19 protein-coding genes are annotated in these 21,626 nt (G+C 72.9%); 8 read left to right on the forward strand and 11 right to left on the reverse strand.

Going from position 1 to position 21,626, the window contains the following annotated elements:
* Nucleotides 1-108 precede the first annotated feature (108 nt).
* Entirely contained in the window at nt 109-660 is a 552-nt protein-coding gene (locus tag ACZ7L0_RS03465; RefSeq protein WP_471240703.1) for an FHA domain-containing protein, read from the reverse strand.
* Between the two features lie 171 nt (nt 661-831).
* Between ACZ7L0_RS03465 and treZ the strand changes: the two genes are divergently transcribed.
* A complete protein-coding gene (gene treZ / locus ACZ7L0_RS03470; RefSeq protein ID WP_471240704.1) occupies nt 832-2,580 on the forward strand; it encodes a malto-oligosyltrehalose trehalohydrolase in 1,749 nt (582 codons plus the stop codon).
* A 127-nt stretch (nt 2,581-2,707) separates the two neighbouring features.
* Here the strand turns inward: treZ and ACZ7L0_RS03475 are convergent, their stop codons facing one another.
* The 6 genes from ACZ7L0_RS03475 to ACZ7L0_RS03500 all read right to left on the reverse strand — a co-directional run bounded on the left by ACZ7L0_RS03475 (nt 2,708) and on the right by ACZ7L0_RS03500 (nt 9,759).
* A complete protein-coding gene (locus tag ACZ7L0_RS03475; RefSeq protein ID WP_471240705.1) occupies nt 2,708-3,652 on the reverse strand; it encodes an aminoglycoside phosphotransferase family protein in 945 nt (314 codons plus the stop codon).
* Nucleotides 3,653-3,704: 52 nt separating this feature from the next.
* Nucleotides 3,705-4,832, reverse strand: coding sequence for a M24 family metallopeptidase (locus ACZ7L0_RS03480; protein WP_471240706.1), 1,128 nt, complete (start codon nt 4,830-4,832; stop codon nt 3,705-3,707).
* A 112-nt stretch (nt 4,833-4,944) separates the two neighbouring features.
* Nucleotides 4,945-5,493, reverse strand: coding sequence for a PDZ domain-containing protein (locus ACZ7L0_RS03485; RefSeq protein WP_471240707.1), 549 nt, complete (start codon nt 5,491-5,493; stop codon nt 4,945-4,947).
* 88 nt (nt 5,494-5,581) lie between these two features.
* Entirely contained in the window at nt 5,582-7,756 is a 2,175-nt protein-coding gene (gene cyc2 / locus ACZ7L0_RS03490; RefSeq protein WP_471240708.1) for a germacradienol/geosmin synthase Cyc2, read from the reverse strand.
* A 154-nt stretch (nt 7,757-7,910) separates the two neighbouring features.
* Nucleotides 7,911-9,089 carry a damage-control phosphatase ARMT1 family protein gene (locus tag ACZ7L0_RS03495; protein ID WP_471240709.1) on the reverse strand — a complete coding sequence of 393 codons (1,179 nt, stop codon included), beginning with the start codon at nt 9,087-9,089 and terminating at the stop codon, nt 7,911-7,913.
* Nucleotides 9,090-9,111: 22 nt separating this feature from the next.
* Complete coding sequence (locus ACZ7L0_RS03500; RefSeq protein WP_471240710.1) at nt 9,112-9,759, reverse strand: ScbR family autoregulator-binding transcription factor; 648 nt, start codon at nt 9,757-9,759, stop codon at nt 9,112-9,114.
* Between the two features lie 457 nt (nt 9,760-10,216).
* Between ACZ7L0_RS03500 and ACZ7L0_RS03505 the strand changes: the two genes are divergently transcribed.
* A complete protein-coding gene (locus ACZ7L0_RS03505; RefSeq protein ID WP_471240711.1) occupies nt 10,217-11,161 on the forward strand; it encodes a lytic polysaccharide monooxygenase in 945 nt (314 codons plus the stop codon).
* Between the two features lie 18 nt (nt 11,162-11,179).
* Here the strand turns inward: ACZ7L0_RS03505 and ACZ7L0_RS03510 are convergent, their stop codons facing one another.
* Nucleotides 11,180-11,836 carry a Tat pathway signal sequence domain protein gene (locus tag ACZ7L0_RS03510; RefSeq protein WP_471240712.1) on the reverse strand — a complete coding sequence of 219 codons (657 nt, stop codon included), beginning with the start codon at nt 11,834-11,836 and terminating at the stop codon, nt 11,180-11,182.
* Between the two features lie 602 nt (nt 11,837-12,438).
* On the opposite strand from ACZ7L0_RS03510, the gene ACZ7L0_RS03515 reads away from it, so the two are divergent.
* Nucleotides 12,439-13,125 (forward strand): DUF6230 family protein, encoded by a 687-nt coding sequence (locus tag ACZ7L0_RS03515; protein WP_471240713.1) that lies wholly within the window; start codon nt 12,439-12,441, stop codon nt 13,123-13,125.
* Complete coding sequence (locus tag ACZ7L0_RS03520; protein WP_471240714.1) at nt 13,122-13,523, forward strand: DUF6114 domain-containing protein; 402 nt, start codon at nt 13,122-13,124, stop codon at nt 13,521-13,523. The genes ACZ7L0_RS03515 and ACZ7L0_RS03520 overlap by 4 nt, the downstream gene beginning before the upstream one ends.
* A gap of 24 nt (nt 13,524-13,547) precedes the next feature.
* Here the strand turns inward: ACZ7L0_RS03520 and ACZ7L0_RS03525 are convergent, their stop codons facing one another.
* From ACZ7L0_RS03525 to ACZ7L0_RS03535, 3 genes are read right to left on the reverse strand one after another with little or no spacing between them, the layout of a single operon-like run.
* Nucleotides 13,548-14,282, reverse strand: a complete 735-nt coding sequence (locus ACZ7L0_RS03525) for a Type 1 glutamine amidotransferase-like domain-containing protein (RefSeq protein WP_471240715.1) — start codon at nt 14,280-14,282, stop codon at nt 13,548-13,550.
* 27 nt (nt 14,283-14,309) lie between these two features.
* Nucleotides 14,310-16,181 carry an aromatic amino acid ammonia-lyase gene (locus ACZ7L0_RS03530; RefSeq protein WP_471240716.1) on the reverse strand — a complete coding sequence of 624 codons (1,872 nt, stop codon included), beginning with the start codon at nt 16,179-16,181 and terminating at the stop codon, nt 14,310-14,312.
* Between the two features lie 10 nt (nt 16,182-16,191).
* Nucleotides 16,192-17,151, reverse strand: coding sequence for an ABC transporter substrate-binding protein (locus ACZ7L0_RS03535; protein ID WP_471240717.1), 960 nt, complete (start codon nt 17,149-17,151; stop codon nt 16,192-16,194).
* 310 nt (nt 17,152-17,461) lie between these two features.
* Between ACZ7L0_RS03535 and ACZ7L0_RS03540 the strand changes: the two genes are divergently transcribed.
* From ACZ7L0_RS03540 to ACZ7L0_RS03555, 4 genes are read left to right on the forward strand one after another with little or no spacing between them, the layout of a single operon-like run.
* Entirely contained in the window at nt 17,462-20,098 is a 2,637-nt protein-coding gene (locus tag ACZ7L0_RS03540) for a sensor histidine kinase (RefSeq protein WP_471240718.1), read from the forward strand.
* The gene (locus tag ACZ7L0_RS03545; RefSeq protein WP_471240719.1) at nt 20,095-20,571 is read left to right on the forward strand and encodes a roadblock/LC7 domain-containing protein; all 477 of its coding nucleotides are present in this window, start codon (nt 20,095-20,097) and stop codon (nt 20,569-20,571) included. The genes ACZ7L0_RS03540 and ACZ7L0_RS03545 overlap by 4 nt, the downstream gene beginning before the upstream one ends.
* Before the next feature lie 47 nt (nt 20,572-20,618).
* Nucleotides 20,619-21,035: a DUF742 domain-containing protein gene (locus ACZ7L0_RS03550; protein WP_471240720.1), complete on the forward strand. Its 417-nt coding sequence runs from the start codon at nt 20,619-20,621 to the stop codon at nt 21,033-21,035.
* Complete coding sequence (locus ACZ7L0_RS03555; protein WP_471240721.1) at nt 21,022-21,624, forward strand: GTP-binding protein; 603 nt, start codon at nt 21,022-21,024, stop codon at nt 21,622-21,624. Before ACZ7L0_RS03550 ends, ACZ7L0_RS03555 begins: the two co-directional genes overlap by 14 nt.
* Nucleotides 21,625-21,626 lie beyond the last annotated feature (2 nt).

Below are 21,626 nucleotides of genomic sequence, written 5' to 3' on the forward strand. Positions count from 1 at the left end.
TCAGTCACGACTTCGCGGGTTCGTCAACACCACGTGACCCAAACGGACTTCGGCGCTCCCGAGGTGCGCCCGAGGCACGCCCGCAGCGCGACGCGGACAGGGCCGGTGTCAGTGGGCGGCGAGCCGGTAGGCCACGCGCCCGAAGGCGACCTGGTCGCCCTCGCGGACCACGGCGGCGCCGATCACCCGTCGCCCGTTGACGGTGGTGCCGTTGGTGGAGCCGAGGTCCCTGAGGACCCACATGCCGCCCTGGCGGCGGAGTTCGGCGTGCACCCGGGAGACGGTCTCGTGGTTGAGCCGCAGTCCGCTGGCGGGGTCGCGGCCTATGCGCAGCGGGTGGGCGTTGCCGGGGTGCGGCAGCAGCAGCTTGGGCAGCCGCTCGGCCTGCCAGGCCCGGCGCAGCCGTACGGTGAAGCCGGAGACCGCCTCGACGCTGCCGAGGAGCACACGTGTGAAGCGGTTTTCCTGGGGCAGGTCGGCGGTGAGGGCGGCGAGTTCGTCGGACCGGCGGGCGGTGAGCGCCAGTTCCATGCGGCGCACGAACGTGTCGTGCGACAGCCGGCCCATGGCGACGCCGTCGCGGAGCACCCGCAGTGCCTTGTCGCGCTCCGCGTCGGACAGCCGCGCGGGGTACGTGGAGAACTCGGAGGACGACGTCACGGAGGTGATTGTCGGTCAGTGAACCCCGGGTGTCCAGAAAACGGGAAACGGCTGCCACGCGCGTACTTCCGGCGACACCCGCCGGGAAAGGGAGGATTCCGGGGCGGATTGATCGTGTTTGCAGCACGATGGACGGGCTACATCACGGTGAGCAGACGAAGGGGACCGTCCGTGCAGTTCGAGGTGTGGGCACCGCAGGCAGACCGCGTGACGCTCCAGTGCGACGGCGCCACGCGCGCGCTGGAGCGCGATCCGGAGCGGGCCGGGTGGTGGACGGGTCGGGCGGAGGCGGACGACGGCTCGCGGTACGGGTTCGCGCTGGACGACGGTCCGGTGCTGCCCGATCCGCGCTCTCGGCGGCAGCCCGACGGGCCGGACGGGCTGAGCGCGGTCGTCGACCACGGGCGGTACGCGTGGCGCGCCGAGGAATGGGCGGGGCGCGGGCTGCCGGGTGCGGTGCTGTACGAGCTGCACGTGGGGACGTACACCCGCGAGGGCACGCTGGACGCGGCGGCCGGGCGGCTGGAGCACCTCGTGGAACTGGGCGTCACCCACGTGGAGTTGATGCCGCTGTGCCCCTTCCCGGGGCGGCACGGGTGGGGGTACGAGGGGGTTTCGCTGTGGGCGGTGCACGAGCCGTACGGCGGGCCGGAGGCGCTGAAGCGCTTTGTCGACCGGGCTCACGGGCTGGGGCTGGGCGTGGTCCTGGACGTGGTGCACAACCATCTGGGTCCCTCCGGCAACCACCTGCCGGCGTTCGGGCCGTACTTCACGCAGACGCACCACACGCCCTGGGGTGCCGCGGTCAACCTGGACGCCCCCGGTTCCGACGAGGTGCGCGCCTATCTCCTGGGCAGCGCGCTGGCCTGGCTGCGCGACTACCGGATCGACGGGCTGCGGCTGGACGCGGTGCACGCGCTGCGGGACACACGCGCGTGCCACTTCCTTGAGGAGCTGTCCACGGCCGTGGACGGCCTCGCCGCCGAGCTGGGCCGGCCGCTGTTCCTGGTCGGCGAGTCCGACCTCAACGACCCGCGCGTGATCACCCCGCGCGCGGAGAACGGCCTCGGTCTGCACGCGCAGTGGAACGACGACTTCCACCACGCCCTGCACACCGCGCTGACCGGCGAGTCCCAGGGCTACTACGCCGACTTCGCCCGTTCCCCCTTCGCCGCCCTGGCCAAGACGCTCACCGTCGGCTACTTCCACGACGGCACGTACTCCAGCTTCCGGGACCGGCACCACGGGCGCCCGCTGAACCGCGCGCGCGTGGGCGGGCACCGGCTGCTCGGCTACAGCCAGACCCACGACCAGGTCGGCAACCGCGCCCAGGGCGACCGTCTCTCGGCCGCCCTCTCCCCCGGTCTGCTGGCCTGCGCCGCCACGCTCACCCTGACCGCGCCGTTCACACCGATGCTGTTCATGGGCGAGGAGTGGGCGGCCGGCACGCCGTGGCAGTTCTTCACCGACCACACCGATCCGGAGCTGGCCCAGGCGGTACGGCAGGGCAGGCGGCGGGAGTTCGCGGCGCACGGCTGGGCCGAGGAGGACGTGCCCGACCCGCAGGATCCGGCGACCCGGGACCGCTCCTGCCTGGACTGGTCGGAGCCGGAACGCGAGCCCCACGCGCGCGTGCTGGCCTGGTACCGCAGGCTCGTCGCCCTGCGCCACGAGCAGCCCGACCTCACCGACCCCGACCTCGCCGACACCAAGGTGGCCTACGACGCCGAGACCCGCTGGCTCGCCTTCCGGCGCGGCGACGTCCGGGTCGCCGTCAACCTCGGCAAGGCCCCGGCGGCGATCCCCCTCGGCACCCGCCGCGCCGAGGTCCTCGCCGCATGGGACCCGGTAGAGACCCCGGGCGCCGACGGACTCCTCCAGGTACCCGGGGAGTCCTGCGTGGTCCTGACCCAGGAGTAACGGCCCGCCGCCGCTCTGGGGGGGGCGGGCAGGGAGACGCGCCACCTCTCGGACGGACGCCCGGGCGCCGTCGGCGCGCTCGCCCCGCGGGGCGGTCCCGTGCACGGCGACGCCGGTCTCGTGGCCGCTACGGCTCCCCGTCCTCCCCGTCCTCCCGGAACTCGGTCACCCGCTCCAGGAGGATCGCCTCCCAGGCGCGTCGCAGTTGGGTGCGCAGGAGAGGGAGGGGGGAGGTGTCGCGGCCGTCGAGGCGGGCGGTGAGGCGGATGACGGTGTCGCAGCGGGCGAGCCAGAGGCCGCGCAGGCAGGGGCGGGCGCCGTACCCGGCGAGGGTGGCGGCGCGGACGGCGGCGGGGGAGCCGACGGCGAGGGCGAGTCCGGCGATGTCCTCGGCGGGGTCGCCGACGACCGTGCCGGTCCAGTCGAGGACGCCGCGCACCCGCCCGTCGGCGCTCACCACGAGGTGCTCGCCCCGCAGGTCGTGGTGGACCAGGACAGCCGTACCGGGCTGCGCGGCGAGCTGGGCCGCGGCGGGCGGGGTCAGCTGGGCCATCCGCGCCGGGTCGAACTCGTCGGCGGAGCCGAGCCGTTCGGCCGCGTGCACGGCCATCCGGCGCAGTGCCTCCAGGGAGCGCGGGGCGGTGCGCGGCACGCCGAGCGCCTCGGCCTGTCGTACGGGTACCTCGCGCAGCCCGGTGAGCAGCCCGGCCAGGTCGGCCTCGCCGACGGCGGAGACGTCGTGCTCCTCCCCCGTGCCGCCGGGCACCAAGGTGTCGAGCGTGTAGGTGAGCCCGGGCGCCCACTCGCCGTGCGCCACGCTGGTCGGGACGGCGACGGGCAGGTGCGGGCGTACGAGGTCGCGCAGGCGCAGTTCGCGGCGGCGGCGGGCGGCGGCGTCGCGGTCGGGGGCGAGGCGGAGCACGTAGCGGCTGCCGACCCACCAGGTGGAGTGCTCGCCGCCCTCCGCGACGGGCCGTACCTCGGGTCCGGGGGTGCCCTCCGCGCTCTCCTTGAGCAGCGAACGGACCAGTCGGCGGACGGTGTCCGCGGTGGGTGTCGGTGCCTGGGTCATGGTCGCGCCGTTGTCGTCCGGGGGTTTGCCAGTGGGTACCCGCTCTGCCTTCTCAGTCCACTATGACCATCTCGCGGGTGGTGTTGTTGAGGCGGCGCCCGCCGTCCTCGGTCACCGTGACGATGTCCTCGATCCGCACCCCGAAGCGGCCGGGCAGGTAGATGCCGGGTTCGACGGAGAAGCACATGCCGGGGACGAGGGGCTGCTCCTCGCCCTCGATCATGTACGGCGGCTCGTGCGTGGTGACGCCGATGCCGTGGCCGGTGCGGTGGATGAAGTACTCGCCGTACCCCGCGTCGGCGATCACCGCACGGGCGGCCCGGTCGACCTCCTGGCAGGCGGCGCCGGGCCGCACCGCGCGGAACCCGGCCTCCTGGGCGGCGCGCACGACGTCGTGGACCCGGCGCTCCTCCTCGGTCGGCTCGCCCACGTGGACGGTGCGGGTGGTGTCGGATCCGTAGCCGTCCTTGAGGCCGCCGAAGTCGAGGACGACCATGTCGCCGCGCTGGATGACGCGGTCGCCGACCTCGTGGTGGGGGTTGGCGCCGTTCGGGCCGGAGCCGACGATGGTGAAGTCGACCTGGGAGTGTCCGAACCGGCGCAGCAGCCCGGCGAGGTCGTGGCCGACGTCGGACTCCCGGCGCCCGGCGAAGGGGACCTTCCTGATCTCCTCGAAGGCCGCGTCGGCAGCCGCTCCGGCCGCTGCCAGCAGTTCCAGCTCGGCCGCGTCCTTCACGGCGCGCAGCATGGGCAGGGCGTCGGTGAGGGCGGCGTAGGAGGTACCGGGCAGCGTCCTTTGCAGACCGAGCAGGTGCAGGGCCCAGGCGTTGTCGCTGACGCCGAACCGGCCGGTGGTGTCGAGGAGGGCGGCGGTGGCGGCGTAGGGGTCCTTGCCGTCGGTCCAGTCGCGCAGGGTCAGGGCGGCGGCGCCGGGCGCGTGCTCCGCGTCCGGGGCCTCCAGTGTGGGGACGACGAGCACGGGGTCCCGGCCGGGGACGAGGACCAGCACGGTGAGCCGTTCGGTGACCGCGGTGGGGGTGTAGCCGGTGAGCCAGACCAGGTCCGGGCCCGGTGCCACCAGCAGCCCGGCGAGGCCGGCGTCGGCGGCGGCGCGCGCGGCGCGCTCCATACGGGCCCGGTAGTCGTCGGCGGTGAAGGGCGCGGGCGTGCTACCGGTCATCCGGGCCTCCGGGGACGTCGGAAGGTGCTGGGCAGGGACCACGGGAGCATCCTGCCCGGACACGGAGGACGACGCGAGCCGGTTGCGCGGCCCCGGGGCCGGAGCCGGGCGGTCAGGTGACCACTCCCGGCACGGCGGTCAGCTGCTGGTAGCCGCCACTGCCGTGGCGCACGGTGAGGGTGACCCGGGCTCCGGGGCGGGCGCGGGCGACCGCGCGGGCGAGGTCGGCGGCCGTGTCGACCCGGGTGCCGTCGACCTGGAGGAGGACGTCGCCGCGGACCAGGCCCGCCGCGTAGCCCGGCCCCGGGACGTGGACGCCGACGACCAGCGCGCCGGCCTTCTCGGCGTCCACGACCTCCAGGGCCAGGGTCGGGGCGGGCAGTGTCCCGACGGGGCTCGGGGCGGCGGCGGAGGGGGCGGCCGGCGGTGGCTGGTGCCGCAGTTCGGCGAGTCTGCTCATGCCGATCACGCTGGCGCCGACCGTGCCGAGTCCGATGCCGGCCAGCACCAGGGCCGTGCCGAGGCACAGCCCGAGCAGCAGGGTCCGCGTCCGCCGGCCGCGCCGTCGCAGGGCGCGCGGACGTCGCGAGGGTGCGGTGGGAGCGCCGTCCCGCCGCTTCTGACCGGGCATCGGCTTGGGCCGCAACGCCGTCTGTTCCATGGTTCGCCTCCGGCTGGTGCTCTCCCCGGCGCACTACCCGGCGCGCCGGCGCGCCACGAGCCACGAACGAGTGAGACTGACCCAGGGGTCAACGACGGGACGGCACAGGCGTCACGGCCTGGAGGACCACAGGCCGGTCCGGGACGAAGCCGTGGGTGCGGCGCTCCAGGTAACCCGCCGTGTATCGGTCGACGTTCCGGTGCCAGTGCAGAATCCCGGCCAGCCAGTTCCGCAGGTCGGCGACATAGCCGTCCATGGCCTCGCGCGCGTGGGCCGTCAGCCGGAAGTCCTCGTACACGACCGGCAGTTCGCGCTCCACCACATGCTCGAACTGCCGCATGCGCTGGGTCATCAGGTCGTGTACGACGCCGAGCGCGGCCGGGTAGTCGACGCCGAAGAAGTTCTGCACGACGAGGACGGCGTTGTGGATCTCGCCCTCGTACTCGATCTCCTTCTGGTACGAGAAGACGTCGTTGACGAGGCAGGCGTAGTCGGCGGCGGCGTTCTCCAGCGAGCGCACCGGGCCGCTGCGGTACACCTCCGGTGGGATCGCCGGGCCGTGGCCCATGCGGCACAGGCTCAGGGTGAGGTCGGAGCCGAAGGTGGCGCGGCGCATCTCCAGATAGTCGACCGGGTCGGGGACGCGGTTCTGGAGTTGGTTGGACAGCTCCCACACCCAGCTCTCGGTCATGGTGTCGACGGCCCGTTTCAGGGTGCGCCGCTGGTCGGGGGTCATCTCCGCCGTCGTACGCGTCCACAGGTCGATGAGGCCGCGTTCCATGGCGTTGGCCGGGGCGGGGGCCGGTTCGCCCTGGACGGGCATGCACGCCGAGAGCCGGGCCGTGGTCAGCCGGGCGGCGGCCAGGTCCCGGCGGTGGCCGTGGACCAGGGGGTAGTAGTCGTCGCCGTACGTGCCCCAGGCGAGCCACTGCGAGCTGAGGTCGAGGGCCTCGGGGGTGGCGTCCGGGTCCAGGCCGGCCGCGCAGAGCGGGAGGTCGCAGGCGGCGAGCTTGTCCTCGTCCCAGACGCCCTCCGCCAGGATGCCCGTCCGGTGCGCCCAGGCGGTCAGCCGGGGACGGGCGCCTTCCAGGTGGGGGCTCAGCTCCAGCGGGAAGGGCATGTGGAAGTCGGGCAGCAGGGACGGGCCGACCTTCTGGAAGGGCACGTGGGAGTAGGCGCGCCGGCGTTCGGCGGCGGCCGAGGCGAGCAGCGCGCCGACGTCGGCGGCGGAGGTGCCGGACCCGGTCGGGCCGTGCCAGGGTGCGGCGGGGGCGGCGCCCTCGTTCATGTACCGGCTGGAGCGCAGATGCCATGCGTGACCGCCCGACTGCCAGTCCTGCAGCCCCTTGGTGTACGCCGCCACCGCGGTGACCTCGGCGGGGGCGAGGCCCTGGTCCAGGGCGAGGGCGGGCACTTCGGTGAGGGCGGTGTGCTCGAACTGGTGGAGGCGTGAGGTGAGGATGTCGTTGACGGTGTCCGCGGCCTCCTGGGTGGTGCAGCCGAAGAAGGTCTCCAGGACCAGCACGCCGTTGCTGTTCTCGCCCTCCTCCTCCACCTCCCGCTGGTAGGAGAAGAGGTCGTTGCGCAGGTGGACGGCGTCGGAGAAGGTCTCCATGAGCACCCTCAGCGGCCTCGAACCGGCGACGGAGGCGGGCACCTCGGCGGTCGCGTACTCGACCAGTCCCGCCGACCAGGGGGCACCGCCCACCTTGCGGCGCATCTCGATGTACTCGACGGGGTTGGCGATCCGTCCCTCGTCGATGTTGGACAGCTCCCACAGGGACTCGTTGAGCAGGTGCTCGGTGGCGACGGCGAACCGCCCGCGCCAGCCGGCCGACATCGACGGCACCGTGCGCGCCCAGAGGTCGGCGAGGCCCGCCTCCACCGGGTTGCGCGGCTCCGGTACGGCGGTGGCGAGGTCGAGCGGCATGAACAGCGGCAGCCGGTCGAGGTGGGCCTTGCCGGCGGCGCGGTCCGGGGTGCGCTTGTACATGTCCAGGAAGTGGTCGTCGAAGAAGAACACCCACACGTACCAGTCGGTGATCAGCGAGAGCGCGGGGCCGTCGCAGTCGGGGTGGGTGTAGGCGCACAGGAGCCCGTAGTCGTGCGCCTCGAGGTCGGCCTGCTCCCAGATCCCGGACCCCTCCAGCATCCCCATGTCGCGCGCCCACGCCGTCGAGTGGGCGCGCGCCTGGTCGACATGCGGGTTCAGCCGCGCGGGGTACGGCATGTAGAAGTGCGGGAGAGTGAACGGCTGCGTCATGGCCGGGGCCCTACCCGCGGCCCCCGACGGGCATCCTGGGCGCGGTACATGATCACACCATCGCGTGAACCGACGGAGAACGGATGACCGCTGGTCAGGCCCTGGGATGCCGCCGCGGCACCTCCGCGTCGAGTCAGGGCCCGTCCGGCAGCGCCTAGGTCCTGACCTGGATCAGCGCGTGTGTGCCGCCGGTGCGCCAGCGCTGTCCCTCGGCGGCGACCAGGGCGGCCTCGGTGGCGGCGTCCAGGCCGGTGATCACGTCGGACTTCAGCGTGCGCAGGGCGGCGACCGGGCCCGGGAACCGGGCGGTGACGTCCGCGAAGGGCGTGGTCGGGGGCCACAGCCGGTCGCCCACCAGGCGCCGGTAGTTGAGGTCGCCCTTGACGACGGTCAGGGTGGCGGCGGCGAACTCGGCGCGCAGGTCGTCCGGCATGTCCGCGTACGGCAGCGGGGCGCAGGAGAAGGGATGGGCGCGCACCGAGAGGCGGCCGTCGGCCATGGCCGCCCACAGGTCCCGCCCGTATCCGGCCGCCGCGCCCGGCGCCGAGGTGAGCCTGCGCAGGGCGTCGACCACGTCGGCGGTCGTGGCGTCGGAGACGTAGTACGGGTGGGGCTTGACGTGCAGCACGGCCCGGGCGGCACGGCCCTCGGCGAGGAGGTGGGCGATCAGCAGCAGGTCGGGGACGAGTTCCCGGCCCGCGTTGTCCGCGACCAGGCACAGCGTGCCCGTGCCGGAGGGCGGGAGCAGGGACCACAGGGCCGCGCTGTCGTCGGCCACCAGGGCGGGGACGGCCTCCCGGGTCTCGGCGCCGGCGGCGGAGAGGCGGAAGCCGAGGTCGGCGCGGTTGCCCCAGAGCGAGCCGTGCAGCAGGGCGCGCGCCCGTTCGTCGGGCGGCACGTCCGTCAGCGCGTCGAGCGCGGCCAGTTCCTCGTCCGTCTCCCCGGCGTCGAGTTCGGCGCGTTTGAAGGGGCGGAAGGGGTCGATGCCCGTCCAGGGTCCCGGGCCGAAGTACCCGACGGCGTCGAGCAGTCGGCGGTAGAAGTAGCTCTCGGACCACAGCCAGGGCACGTCGTACCAGGACCGGCCCGCGTAGGCGTCCATGCCCCAGGCCCGCCACCGGTCGCGGTCCGGCGCGTCGGCGGGCAGCGGCTCGATCACGCCCTCGGTGCAGTTCGTCAGCAGCGCGTCGAGCGCGCGGTGCTGCTCGGGGCCGTACGGGAAGGCCTCGCGGACCTGCCGGACGATGGCGGGGTGCCGCTCGGCCAGCACGCTGCGCGGGAACGAACCGGGTCGGTCGCCGAGGATCACGGGCGCGGCGGGGGTGTCGGGCATACGCGTCACCGTACCCCGCGCCTCAGACGGTCCTGGCTTCCCGCTCCAGCTGGGTGGTGAGGGTCAGATAGCGGGCTCGGCGGGGCACCGGCACCATGCCCCGGATCATGAGGTGCCACATCTCGGCGACCCGGCGGGGCAGCCGTCCGTCGGGGTCGAGGGAGCGGCCCGCGACACGGGTGCCGACGAAGAAGTACACGAGGGAGCGGGCGGCGGCGTCGACGTCGATGTCCGGATGGACGTCGGACTCCTTGACCGCGCCGAGGAGTTTGCGGGTGGAGATGTCCAGCCACTCCGAGAAGGGGTGCTTCTGCGGCGGCCGTACGGCGACGTCCGCGGTGGCCAGACGCAGTCCCGCGCGGGGGATCGGGTCGTCGACCGCGAGCCGGGCGAGCCCGAACGTGGTGCGGATCAGGAACTCGAGCGAGGAGCAGTCGCGGCGCTCCACTTCCCTGGCCAGCTGCCGCGAGGCCTGGGCCTGCAGCTCCATGATGGCGCGCGCCAGGTCCTCCTTGGCGGCGAAGTGGAAGTAGAGCGCGCCCTTGGTGACCCGGGCGTGCTCGACGATGTCGCTCAGGCTGGTGGATTCGTAGCCGTGCCGGTCGAACAGATCGGCCGCGGCGGTGATGATCGTCGCTCGGGTCTGTTCGGCGCGTAACTGCCTCGCCATGTGGAAGACACTCCTTAAGAAACCAACGGGACGTGCCGTTTGTTTTTTACCCCGCGCACACGATAACTCACCCTGCGACTACCAGGGGAGGTTGTGCGGAGCTGGTGTACGACACGTGTAAGTGGTGCATGAGGCGATCCGGGGGCCGGTTCGGACCCACAAGCGGATGAACTGAAAACGGGCCCCTCCCTCGGCTTTCGCTGTTTTCCGGAGGCCGATGGCGAACACCGGGTCCCCGCGCCGGTGATCGCCACGATACGAGGAGGTCGGGCCGTTCTCAATGGGACCTCAAACGGACGGGCCGGTCGGTGCACACGTGCACCGGCCGGCCCTGAAGTCATCGGCGGTCATCGAGGAGGCGAAGTGGGCGAGGAGGCGATCTGAACGCTTCCGGGCCGGTGTCCGTACTGCACGGGAACACACACGCCGCCGCCGCGCGGCCGAGGAGGCGTCCCGGATGACTCGGATGACCGCACACCTGAGGGCAGCGGGGGCCACCGTGGCCGCCTCGGCCCTGTTGTCGCTGTGGGCGGCGGGACCGGCCGGGGCACACGGTGCGCCGACGGACCCGGTCAGCCGGGTGTACGCCTGCTCCCCCTCGGGCGGCAGTGCCGGTACGGCGGCCTGCCGGGCGGCGATCGCGGCGAACGGCACGTCCTTCACGGCGTGGGACAACCTGCGGGTCGCCGGCGTCGACGGCCGGGACCGGCAGGTGATTCCGGACGGCAAGCTGTGCAGCGGAGGCCTGCCCGCCTACAAGGGCCTCGACCTGGCCCGGGCGGACTGGCCGTCGACGCGGCTGAAGCCGGGCGGGAAGCTGACGATGACCTACGCCTCGACGATCGCGCACACGGGGACGTTCAAGCTGTACCTGACCAAGCCCGGTTACGACCCCGGTAAGCCGCTGAAGTGGTCCGACCTGCCCGAGCGTCCCTTCGCGCAGGTCAAGGACCCGGCCCTGACGAACGGGGCGTACCACATCGGCGCGACGCTGCCGACGGACCGGACGGGGCGCCAGGTGCTGTACACGATCTGGCAGAACAGCAGCACGCCGGACACCTATTACTCGTGTTCCGACGTGGTGTTCTCGGGGGCGTCGAGCACGAAGCCGGGCGCGGCGAAGGAGCGTGCGAGCGGCGGCGCGACGAAGACCGCGCGGCCGAGCCCGTCGAAGAGCGCCGCAGCCCCCTCGGCGACGGCCGGGACGGCGACCGCGTCGCCGACGGCGGCGGCTTCGCCGGCCCCGCGGACCGAGAGCACCACCGCCGACAGCACACCGGTCGCCTCCGACACCGCCCCCGGCGACTCGGGGCCGTCCGCGCCGCTGATGGCGGGCGGCGCCGCCGCGGTGCTGGTGCTCACCGGGGGCGCCGCCCTGGCGCTGCGTCTGCGTCGGCGGTGAACGCCGCGCCTAGGACGCTCAGTTGACGAAGACCGGTGCGCCCGCGTCGGTCACCGGGGCGTACTTCGCGGTGAAGAAGCCGCTGGAGAAGCAGAGCGAGGAGCCGGAGCTCTTGGTGAACTGCTGGTTGGTGAAGTTGATGCTGTTGTCGCTGTTGTCTGCCGTGCCGGTCAGGCTGGCCGCCTGGTAGACGCAGGTGATGGAGCCCAGCAGCGTCTTCAGCTTGACGGTGGTCTGGATGGTCGAGCCGCTCGCCGGGAGGACGGTCAGCGTGCCGTCGGAGGCGACGGTGGTGGTGTAGGGCAGGTTGTCGACCGTGATGCTGGTGACGCCGGTCACCCCGAGGACGTTGCTGGTGCAGGTCGAGGAGTCGAAGGTCTGCGCGCCGACCGACTCGGTGGCCGTGCCGGGCGCGGCGGGGTTGTCGGTGACGGTGGCGGTGAACTGCGACGACGTGCACTTGACGCCGCTGGTGCCGGTCGCGCTGGAGTAGAGCGTGGCCGTGGTGCCGCTCGCCAGCGGCGCGGTGAGGACGTCGCCGACCGCGACCGGCGTGCCGCCGGTGCTGCCGGTGGTGAGCACCGGGGTGTCCGCCGCGGAGGCGGGGACGGCCGCCAGCGGGAGGGCGAGGGCGGCGACGGCTCCGGCGAGGGTGACGAGGGTACGGGTGCGCATGCGGGTGCCTCATTTCTGAGTGGGGGGCTGGTGAGGGTGAGTGGGGGGTTGGGGGCGCGCGGGGGCGCCGGACGTTGCCGGTCCGTGACGCCTTCTCCGTACGTGACGGACCGGCAACGGCGGTCGGACACCGGACGGAAGCCTCGATGGAGGCCCCGGCCGGGCCGGTGAAGGGGCTGCCGGGCACGGGCCGAAGGGGGGAAGGGACCGTGCCGGTGCCGCACTGCCTGCGAAGAAGCCGAAAGAGCTGAGAAGAGCTGAGAAGTGGGTGCCGTGCCGGGAACACCGTCGGACAGCGACGGTGCCGCGCGGCCGATCCGGCGCCACGGATCCGGACGAGCCAGGGGCAGTTGTAGACCTGATGGTCAGTCAACGTCAAGGTCGATCAAGCGAGTTGCTGCACCTGAGCGCACCGGACGCATAATCGACACTGTTTTTTCACAACTCTCTTGACCCCCCATGTAACCCCCGGTAACTTCCTCGGCGGCTACTGCTGCGTAACGAGAAAGCCCTTGCGTCCGCCGGGAGTGCGAGGAGGCGTGCGCGGCAGCCGCTGTCCGCGCCAGGACAACGCGCCGCTGAAGCCCAACCCGCAGTGACTTATGCCCATGGGAGCAGACATGGCCTCGTCCGCCGACAACATGCCCGAGAACCCGGAAAGCGGTTCCGGGGAGACCACCGCAGGCACCGGGAGACGCGGCCGGGTCCGGCTGCGCCGGGCCGCCGTGATGGCCGTACCGGCCACCTGCGTCGCCGCGGGCCTCGCGATCCTCACCGCCCAGGGCGCCCTGGGCGTTCAGTTCGCCATCTCCGGCATGCCGTTCGTGGTCACCGCCGACAAGCTCGACGGCAAGGGCTTCGCGCAGTACGGCGCCCTGGACAGCATGATCGAGAACAGCCCCAACCAGGGCGACACCGGGGGCCAGGTGCTGGTCGTCACCTCGGTGGTGAAGGACGGCGAACTGACCAACCTCTGCCAGAGCGTCGACCTCGGCGGCATCCAGCTCGTCCTCACCGCCGGCGGCGGGTCGAAGCCGGTGAAGGTGTCGAACCTGGCCATCGACTCCGACGACATCAAGGGCGACGCCGAGTTCAACAACATCGAGATCGGCCGCGACGCCAGCACCTTCGACAAGGTCGGGCGCCAGGGCCCCGAGGGCGTCTACGGCCAGCAGGCGGACGCCGTCGTCATCAAGAACCTGTACCAGCACAACTACGCCGCCACCGCGGCCGTGTTCAAGCTCCCCAACCTGCACATGAGGTTCGACAGCGACGGCTGCCCGCGATGAACCGCTTCCGGCAGTGGACAGCCCGTCGGCCCTTCGTCGGCGGTCTGCTTCTCGTCCTGGGCGGCGCCGAGATCCTGCTGACCATGAAGGCGCCGCTTCCGGTCATCCTGCACATCGGCATGCAGGGCCTGGCGGGCTACCTCCTGCCCACCATGATGCTGATCTGCGGACTGCTGATCATGTTCAACCCGGCCCAGCGCCTCTTCTACTCCATCATCGCCATGCTGCTCACCCTGGGCACCTGGATGACCTCGAACCTGGGCGGCTTCTTCGTCGGCCTGCTCCTCGGCGGCATCGGCAGCTGTCTCACCTTCGGCTGGCTGCCGGAACAGGAGCCCCGGGTGGGCCGGCGGGAGCGCAAGCGAAGGAAGCAGGAGGTGGGGGCCGGCGCCGCGTGAGCCCGCGCCGGTCGGCCGGGCCGCTCACACCGCCGGAAGCAGGCGCGGTTCGATGCGCTCCTCCACCGCGCCGTCGCCGGTGCGGGTGACGATGTACGCGCTCTTGCCGGGCGCCTCGGTGACCGTCTCGACGAGTTCCGTGCCGCGGTAGACCAGGCCGACGCCGTCGTCCGTGCAGTGCGTGGTGGGCAGCGTGCCGGCGGCGACCAGGCGGTGGGTCAGGGGGCGGCGGCCCGGATCGGTGTCGTAGTGCACCCCGTTGCCGTACGGCAGGAAGCCGAGCGCGTCGGTGACGGGGCGCAGCCGGGGGCCGAAGGAGTCGGTGGTACCGCCCCGGAACCAGCAGATGGACCCCGCGCTGACCCCGCTGAGCACGACGCCCGCCTGCCACGCCCGGCGCATGACCGCGTCCAGTCCGTGCACCCGCCACACGGCCAGCAGGTTCGCCACCGAGCCGCCCATCACCCACACGACGTCCTGTTCGAGGACGGTGCCCTCCACGTCCTCCACGTTGGGCCGGGGGAACAGGTGGAGCGGCGTGAGCTCGAACCCCGCCACCCGCGCCGCCTCGGTCATCCGGGCCGTGAAGTGCTCCGCGTCCCCGATGGCCGTACCGACGTACATCACACGCGGCGTGCGGCCGTGCGCCCCCGAGAGGTCGACCGCGTGGTGGACCAGCGCGTCGAACTCCACCATCGTCCGGGCGCCCACGCGGTGTCCGCCGGAGGTCGCGAGGATGGTGGGTTCCGTGGTGGCCATGGTGCGGATACCAGCGCCGGGCCGGACTCACAACTGGGCGAGCACCGGCAGCAGTTCGGCCGCCGCCGTCACGTCCCCGGTCAGCGGGCGGTCCTCCGTGCCGGGCGGCAGCGCTGCGGCGGCCACCGTGAAGGCGGCGACGGGCGGCGGTACCGGATGCAGGCGCAACGCCCGTACGGCGACGACGAGTTCGCATGCCAGGACGGTGGTGTAGGCGGCGGTGGCCCGGCTCGTCTGCCGTGCGGCCTGACCGGCGAAGCTGGCGGCCTCCTCCAGCCCGTGCGAGAGGACGGCGTGTCCGGCGGACGCGGGTGCGGCGCACGAACGCAGTTCCGCGAGGGCGGAGTTGGCGGTGTACTCCAGGATCATCGTGCCGGAGCTGCTCGTGGGGCCGGAGGCGAGGAACGGGGGCAGGCCGGTGAGGTCGCCGCGGCCGAGGGCGGCGAGGCGGGCGGCGGAGAGCTGGGCGGTCTGCAGCACGGCCAGGTTCAGGCCGTCCAGCGCCAGGCCCAGCGGGGCCGCGAAGAAACCGCCGTGGTGGTAGGCGTGACCGTCCGGGGCGATCACGGGATTCTCCGAAGGGCAGTTGACCTCGACCTCGATGATCCGGCGCAGCCGGTCGGAGGCGTCGAGCGCGGCGCCGTGCACCTGCGGGAAGGCCCGGAACCCGTACGGGTCCTGGATCCGGCGCCCGCCGGTGCGCGGCCGTGCGGGCATGCCGAGCAGCCGCCGCACCTCGCCGGCCGCGCGGGCCGGGCCCGGGTAGGGGCGCAGGGCGTGCACCTCGGCGGCGTAGGCCTCCGGCGAACCGGAGACGGCGGCGAGCGAGAGGGCGGCCACCGCGTGCGTGGCGCGCAGCAGCGTCTCCGCCTCGTGCCCGGCGAGCGCGGCCCAGGCGAGCGCGAGCGCGTTGCTGCTGAGCAGCGCGAGCGCGTCACCGGGCCCGAGAGCCACCGGCGCGGGCAGCCCGGCCGCCGGGCCCTGCGCCCACCCACCACCGTCCACCGACACCCCGGGCACGCCGTCGGCACCGCCCCCGCGCAACACCCCGGGCCCAGAGTCCGGCAGCAGCGCCTGCGACCCGGAGCTCCCCACCCCTGCCCCTGCCCCGCACCCCGCGAGCGCGGCGTCCGGCGGTGCGGCCGGGGCGGGGAGCCCAGCCGAGGGAGCCTCCGGGCGCCGGGCGCTGTCCGCCAACGCCACGGGCACGCCGTCGGGCAGCGCACCCGAGCGGGAGATCTCACCGTCGCCGCGCGACACCCCGGGCCCGGCATCCGGCAGCAGCGTCTGCGCCCCAGGCCGCGGGACCTCCGGGCGTCCACCACTGTCCGCCGACGCCACGGGTCCGGTGTTCGGCGTCGAGGTCAGCCAGGGGCGTTCGCCGATCAGGGTGAGGCCGGTCTGGGCCAGGGCCGTCAGGTCGCCGGTGCCGAGGCCGCCGTACTCGTTGACGGCGGGGTGGACGCCGAGGCGGAGGGCCTCGATGAGGGCGGTCACGAAGGCGGGGTGGATGCCGGAGCCGCCGGCGAGGAGCTGGTTGGCGCGGACGGCGAGCAGGGCGCGGACCTGGCGGGCGGGGAGCAGGGGGCCGGCGCCGCCCGCGTGGCTGCGCAGCAGTCGCAGGCCATGGCCGGTCTCGTCGTCCGGGTCGACCGTCACCGAGCGGTGGGCGCCGACGCCGGTGCCGCGCCCGTACAGCCGGCCGCCGGAGGCCAGCCGTGCCGCGGTCTCCCAGGAGCGGCGGACCCGGTCGAGCGCCTCGGGCGGTACGGCGGGTTCGGCGGCGGCGTCGGCGAGCCGGACGATCCCGGTCAGGCCGAGGCCGCGGCCGTCGAGCACGACGCGGGTGTCCCCGGCGTCCGGGGGCACCCGCGTCGCTCTGTCGGTGGTCGTGTCCAAGGGCGGAGGGTCAGTCGAGGCCGGCCGACTTCAGCCAGGCCTTGGCGACGTCCAGCGGGTCCTTGCTCTGCGACTGCACCTGGGTGTCCAGGTCCAGCAGCGCGGCCGTGTCCAGCTTGGCGGAGACGGCGTTCAGGGTGTCGACGCCCTTCTGGTCGAGCGCGGACTTGTAGGCCAGCGGCTGCACGTTCTCGAACCCGAAGAGGTTCTTCGGGTCCTGGAGGACGACGAACTTCTCCTTGGAGATGCTCGCGTCCGTGGTGAAGATGTCCGCGACCTGCACGGTGTTCTTCTTCAGCGCCGCCTGGGTGAGCGGACCGCCCGCGTCGAGCGCCTTGAAGGACTTGAACTCCAGGCCGTACGCGGACTTCAGGCCGACCAGGCCCTGCTGCCGGGTCTGGAACTCCGGCGAGGCGCCGATGACCAGGTCCTTCGCGACGGCCTTGAGGTCGGCGATGGTGGAGCTGCCGGTGAGGTTGTACTTCGCCGCCGTCTCCTTGTTGACGGTGACGGAGTCCTTGTCCTGCGCCGACGCCGGCTTCAGCAGCGTCAGCTTGGAGTCGAGCTTGGCCTCGATCGCGGCCGTGGTCGCCTCGACGGTCTTGGGGGCGGCCTTCGGGTCGAGATAGGCCAGCAGGGCGCCGTTGTACTCGGGCAGGACCGAAATGGTGCCGTTCTTGAGCAGACCGTAGGTGGTCTCACGGCTGCCGATGTTCGGCTTGTACTCGACCTTGATCCCCTTGGCCTTCAGTGCCTCGCCGTAGATGTCGGCGATCAGGATGCTCTCGGGGAAGTTGTTGGACCCGACGACGACGGTGTCACCGCTCGCCTTCTCGCCCGCGAGCGGGTCGTCGGAATCGTCGGAAGAGGAGGAACAGCCCGCCAGCAGGGCCGTCGCCGCGGCCAGCGCGACGATCACCGCGCCGGGGTGTCTCCGGATTGACCTGCTGGTGTGGGTGTTGGAAGTCACGGTTCCCGTTCCGGGCTCAGATGGGGGGCGGACGGCGCTGCACAACAGTGGACAGCTCTGCAACTGATCCAATCCAGCCGGTTCTCGCCCAGTCAAGAGCGTCTTGGTCACTGATTGGCTTCAATTCGTGGCTAGTTGTGTAGCACAAGCGGTTGTTTTGTAACGGATTCTTGACACAGATGGTCCTGATCGACGCATCAAGGACGCTGTAGTCTCACCGCAGTTGACGTCGGTCACAGCGGAGTACGGGGCCCGCTTCGGTGTCGTCACACATCAGTTCGGGTGGAGACACCCCTACCAAGGAGGCCCGGTGTCCACGAACGCGGTGGACGCGTCCGCCCGGGGCTTCGCCGACCGCTGGCCCTTCCGGCGCAAGCTGAACGTCCTGGTCGGCGTGCCGCTCGCGGTGATCGCCGTACTGCTGTCCTACCTCATCACCGACCTCGTCCAGCAGTCGAACAGCGCCCGGTCGGCGGCGCGGCTCGTCCGCGACAGCGCCCAGGTCGCCCGGCTGGTGAACCTGGTGGAGGCCGAACACCAGCAGGCCATCCTGCTCTCCGCCCGCTACGAGGCGGGCCACGGCAAACCCTCGCCGGCCGGCTACCGCGCGGCACAGGGCGCCGTGAACGCCCAGGTGGAGAAGGTGCGCGACACCTTCGGCGACCGGCTGCCGGACACCGAGTCGCAGGCCCTGCGCCAGGTCGAGGGCCTGACCAGCCTGCGCCAGACCGTCCTGGGCGGCTACCTCCCGGCCGACAACATCGACCCGGCGTACACCAATGCCTCCAAGGACCTGATCGACGGCCTCGACCTGGACCGCAACGCGTCCCTCGCCGCCACCTTCACCGGCAACCTGCTGGACTCGCTGCTGCGCGCGGACGCCGCCCACAGCGCCTTCGAGACCAGCGTGTTCTCGGCGACGACCGGAGACACCAACGCGCTGATCGAGTTCACCAACGCGATCGGCTCCCACGACCTGTACGACCACCAGGCCGACCGCTTCACCCGCTTCGCCACCGAGGCCCAGGCGGAGGCGCTGGCCGGGATCGAGCACACCCCCGCGCAGCGCAACATCGCCGAGTCCTACGCCGAGTTGCAGATCGACCCCGGCAGGCTGGAGGCGGGCGGCCAGGCGGAGATCCGCGCGGCGGTCAAGGACGCCCTGAACGACTACCCCGACTACCCCGCCCAGGCCAAGGCCCGGCTGCGGATCACCACCGCGCTGATCGACCGGATCGCCGACCGCGCCGACCAGGCGTCCAGCTCGGCCCAGTGGCGGGCGGGCCTGCTGCTGAGCGCCGCGCTGCTCGGCTTCGCCCTGTGGCTCACCTTCGCCGTGATGGTCCGCCGCTCGGTGATCCGGCCCGTGCAGGCGCTCACCGGGGTGGCCCAGGAGGTCGCCGACGTGGCCGGCCGGGAGCTCGCCCGGGTCGCCGACGACGACGCCGAGGACGAGGGACCGCCCCGGCTGCGCGACATGCCCGTCACCGCGCGCGACGAGATCGGCGACCTCGCCGACGCCTTCAACCGCGTGCAGACCACCGCGGCCGGGCTGCTGGAGCGGCAGGTGCTCAGCCGGCGCAACGTCGCGGAGATGTTCGGCAACGTGGGCCGCCGGGTGAGCAACCTGACCACCCGTCAGCTGGCGCTGATCGACGCGGTGGAGCGGGGCGAGACCGACCCGGCGCTGCTGGAGCGGCTGTACTCCATCGACCACATCGCCGTACGCCTGCGCCGCAACGCCGACAGCCTGATGCTGCTCGCCGGCATCCGGGAGACCGTCCTGGACGCCGGGCCCACCGCGCTCAGCAACGTCGTACGGGCCGCGCTCGGGCAGATCGAGGGCTACCAGCGGGTACGGCTGAACGCCGCGGCGGACGCGGTGGTCGAGCCGGACATTATCGGCGACCTCACCCTGATGGTGGCCGAACTCCTGGAGAACGCGGTGTCGTTCTCGCCGGAGGGCAGCCCCGTCGAGGTGGCCGTCCGCTCCGGCGCCGACGGCACGCACGTCGTCATCACCGACCACGGCCTCGGCATGAGCGCCGAACGCCTCGCCGAGGAGAACGCCCGCCTCATCCGCCGTGAACGCCTGGACGTGGTGCCGACCAAGGTGCTGGGCCTGTTCGTGGTCGGCACGCTGGCGCGCCGCTGGGAGATCGGCGTCGAACTGTCCCGTACACCAGGCGGCGGTGTGACGGCCGAGGTGACCCTGCCCGCGCGGCTGCTCCGGGGGGCCTCCGGCGGTTCTGCGGGGGTGACGGCCACCCGTTCCCCGGCGCTGTCCCAGGCTTCGGCGACCGCTGACGGCCGAGGCACTTCCGATGCGTCACCGGTCCCCGGTGGCACCATACTGTCCGGCACGGCCGCCGCCTCCGCGGGCCCCGCGCGCTCCGCCGTGGCCGCTCCTGCCGGTGTGTCAGGGGCCCTCGGGGGCTCCGCGTCGAACGGGGCCGCCGTCGCTTCCGCGGGTCCCGTGTCCTCCGGTGGGCCGTCGCCGTCCGCGAGCGCCCGTGCCTCGGCCGACGCCGTGGCCCTTGGGCCCGTACCGTCGGCGTCGGCTGCCGTCCACAGCCGCCCCGGGTCCCCGGACCTGGCCTCCGGCCAGGACCACCCCGCCCCGCTCCCCCGCCGGGTACCGCGCCGCGAGTCGGAGGGCGAGGAACCGGCGTCGCCCGGCGACACGGCGTCCCGCCCCCTCCGTCGCCGTGTCCGCGGAGCCACCCTCCGTACGACCGCCGGGGCCGCGCAGGTCGTGCCGCAGGCGGCGCAGACCGCGGACGCGGACGCGGTGCGGGACGCGCTGGAGGAGTTCGAGGCGGCGGTGGAACGCGCCCGGCGGGACAGCGACACCGGTGACTTCCCGCGACCGGACGTGGTCGGCGGGTCCGAGGCGACGAACGACACGCACGACCAGAGACATCATCCGGAAGGAGCCGAGCAGTGAGCACGTCGACAGGTGACACCCCGGCGGGCGGCACCCCGCCGACCGACCTGCGGGCCGCCGCAGCCGACTTCACATGGCTGCTCAACCGTTTCGCGACCGAGACGGCCGGCGTCGTGGACGCCATCGCCGTGTCCTCCGACGGGCTGCTGATCGCCGTGTCGGAGCTGCGCGAGCGCGCCCACTCCGAGCGGCTGGCCGCGATCGTCTCCGGTATCACCAGCCTGGCCGCCGGTGCCTCCGGCAACTACGGGCTCGGCGGCCTCAACAAGGTCATCATCGATCTGGAGGGCGGCCACGTCATCGTCTCCGCGATCGGCAGCGGCGCCGTCCTCGGTGTGGTCGCCGACAAGGAAGCCAAGCTGGGCAACATCGCGTACGAGATGACGCTGTTCGCCAACCGCGCCGGTGCCGCGCTCAGCCCGCAGCTGGTGCTCGAACTGAAGAACACCGTCGGCGTCCCCTCGCCGCGCTGACCGCCCCCGCCGGTCGAGAGAATTCGAGAGAGGAAGCGTAGGCAGTCATGGCGGACGGCTCCCCGCCCCCGGGCCCGGACCCGGTCGGCCCCGCCCCCGCCGTACGGCCCTTCCTGGTCACCGCCGGCCGGGTCGCGGACAGCGGCTCGGGCCGGACGGTGCCCGTCGAGACCCAGGTGGTGGCCACCGCCGAAGGGCTCGACGCGCTCGGCCGGCTCTCCTTCGAACAGCACGACATCATCGCCGCCTGCCGGCTGCCGCAGTCCATCGCGGAACTCGCGGCCCGGCTGCGGCTGCACCTCAACGTGGTCCGCGTGCTCGCCGAGGATCTGCGCGCGGCCGGGCAGTTGACGGTGTACGTGCCCGACTTCGACGCCACCCACGACGCGTCCGTCCTGCGCAGGGTTATCGATGGCCTCCGCGCCATCCCCGACTCCCGGGGGGTACTCCGTGACACCGACTGAAGCTCCGACCGGCGGCCCGGCCGCGCGGACGCGCATACGGCCGCCGCTGCCGGTGAAGATGGTGATCGCGGGCGGGTTCGGCGTGGGCAAGACCACCGCCGTGGGCGCGATCTCGGAGATCGAGCCGCTGACCACCGAGGCCGCGATCACGGAGGTCGCGGCGGGCGTGGACGACCTCACGCACACCCCGCGCAAGACCACCACCACGGTCGCGATGGATTTCGGCTGCCTCACCATCGACCCGACGCTGAAGCTGTACCTGTTCGGCACGCCCGGGCAGGAGCGGTTCGGGTTCATGTGGGACGACATCGTGGAGGGCGCGATCGGCGGGCTGGTCATCGTCGACACCCGGCGCCTGGACGACTGCTACGCCGCCGTCGACTACTTCGAGCACAAGGGCATCCCGTTCGCGGTGGCGGTCAACGCCTTCGACGGGACGGTGGAGCACACCCTGGACGAGGTCCGCTGGGCGCTCGACGTCACCGACGGCGTCCCGGTGCTGGTCTTCGACGCCCGCGAACGCGGCTCGGTGCGGGACGCGCTGCTCGTCGTGCTGGAGCTGGCGCTGGCCCGCACCGAGGCGCGCTGACC

The sequence above is a fragment of the Streptomyces sp. NPDC039424 genome (assembly GCF_055639495.1).